We start from the raw sequence: 1,906 nt of genomic DNA, 5'->3' as shown, positions 1-1,906 counted from the left end.
GCAGGTTCGGGTCCTTCAGAAAGGCGCCGCGCATCACGCTGTTGGTCATGGCCGAGTCGTTGTCCTTCACGCCGCGCCAGTGCATGCAGAAGTGGTCGGCCTCCATCACGATGGCCAGGCCGTCGGGCTTGACCCGCTCCTGAAGGGTGTCGGCCAGCATGATCACCGCCTCTTCCTGGATCTGGGGCCGGCTCATGATCCAGTCGGCGATGCGGGCGTACTTGGACAGGCCGATCAGGTTGGAGTGCTCGTTGGGCAGCACCCCGATCCACAGCTTGCCCACGATGGGGCAGAGGTGGTGCGAACAGGCGCTGCGCACCGTGATCGGGCCGACGATCATCAGCTCGTTCAGGCGCGAGACATTGGGGAACTCGGTCACGTCCGGCATGGGCCGGAAGCGGCCGCGGAAGACCTCGTCCACGTACATCTTGGCCACCCGCTTGGCGGTCTCGTTCGTGTTGTGGTCGCTTTCGGTGTCGATGACCAGGGCCCTCAGCACCTCGGCCATCTTGCCGGCCACCTCGGCCTTGAGCTCCTCGAGCTCGCCGGCCTGCACGAAGTCGGCGATGTTGTCGTTGGCGTGGTGGCGCCGACAGGCGCTCACCAGCCGGTAGCGGATGCGTTCGGACGCGGGCAGGGCGGCCAGTTCGTCGGGCGACAAGGTGGCCGGGGCCGAAGAGGTGTGGGACATGCCGGGATCCTGGCCTGGGGGCAGGCCGTTCGGGAGCGGTGGAGGCACCATTGTCGTGCAGGGGCAAAGCACCTCACCAGTCTGGGGTGGTTAGACTGCCGGGCGTGACCGATGCCGCTGTACCTGCCCCGGCGGGGCCCACCCTGGCCCGCCTCCTGACCCTCACCGCCCGCGCCGTCCAGGCGGTGCGAAGTGGGCGCTCCCTGACCGATGTGCTGGCCGGTGTGCCCGGGGCCGTGCGCCCGGGCGTGCAGGCGCTGTCCTTCGCGGTGCTGCGGCGTCTGGGGGCCGCCGAGGTGCTGCGGGCCCAGCTGGCGCCGCGTCGCCCGCCGCCCGCGGTGGAGGGCCTGCTGCTGTGCGCGCTGGCCCTGCTGTGGCCCGAGGAGGCCCCGGCCTACCCGGACCACACCCTGGTCGACCAGGCTGTGACCGCGGTGCGCAAGGCCGCCCCGGCCTCGGCCGGTTTCGTCAACGCGGTGCTGCGCCGCTTTCTGCGCGAGCGCGCCGCCCAGGTGGCCCAGGCCGAACGCCGGCCCGAGGCGGCCTGGAACCACCCGGCCTGGTGGGTGCAGCAGGTGCAGGCCGACTGGCCGGAGCACTGGCAGACCATCCTGGGCCAGGCCCGGCTGCGCCCGCCCATGGCGCTGCGGGTCAACGCCCGGCGCTGCTCGGTGCCCGACTATCTGGCGCGGCTGCAGGCCGACGGCCTGTCCGGCCAGGCGGTGGATGGCCCCGGCTGGGAGCACGCCATCGTGCTGGACGCCCCGGTGCCGGTGGAACGCCTGCCCGGTTTTGCCGAGGGCTGGGTGTCGGTGCAGGATCTGGCGGCCCAGCGGGCGGCACCGCTGCTGCTGGGCCAGGGCCTGCCGGCCGGCGCGCGGGTGCTGGACGCCTGTTCGGCCCCCGGCGGCAAGACGGCCCATCTGCTGGAGCTGGCCGATCTGGACCTGCTGGCGCTGGACGCCGACCCCGCCCGCCTGGCCCGGGTGGGCGAGGGCCTGGCGCGCCTGGGCCTGCGGGCCCGCACCCAGGCGGCCGACGCCCGGGCGGTGGACACCTGGTGGGACGGCCAGCCCTTCGACGCCATCCTGCTGGACGCGCCGTGTTCCGCGTCGGGCATCGTGCGGCGCCATCCTGACATCGCCTGGCTGCGCCGGCCCGAGGACATTCCGGGCCTGGCGCGCATCCAGGCCGAGCTTGCTGGACGCGCTGTGG

At 72.9% G+C, this 1,906-nt stretch carries 2 protein-coding genes; one reads left to right on the top strand and one right to left on the bottom strand.

Going from position 1 to position 1,906, the window contains the following annotated elements; all coding sequences use genetic code 11:
- Positions 1-691, bottom strand: a 691-nt coding sequence (gene folE, locus I73_RS28040) for a GTP cyclohydrolase I (RefSeq protein WP_022981268.1), incomplete at its 3' end; no start/stop codon positions are given.
- 104 nt (positions 692-795) lie between these two features.
- On the opposite strand from folE, the gene rsmB reads away from it, so the two are divergent.
- Positions 796-1,906 (top strand): 16S rRNA (cytosine(967)-C(5))-methyltransferase RsmB (rsmB, locus tag I73_RS28035; RefSeq protein WP_022981267.1); only part of this gene is annotated, 1,111 nt, incomplete at its 3' end.

The organism is Ideonella sp. B508-1, assembly GCF_000333615.1.
Classification (GTDB): Bacteria; Pseudomonadota; Gammaproteobacteria; order Burkholderiales; family Burkholderiaceae_C; genus Ideonella.
This window is presented reverse-complemented; position numbering and strand designations above follow the sequence as displayed.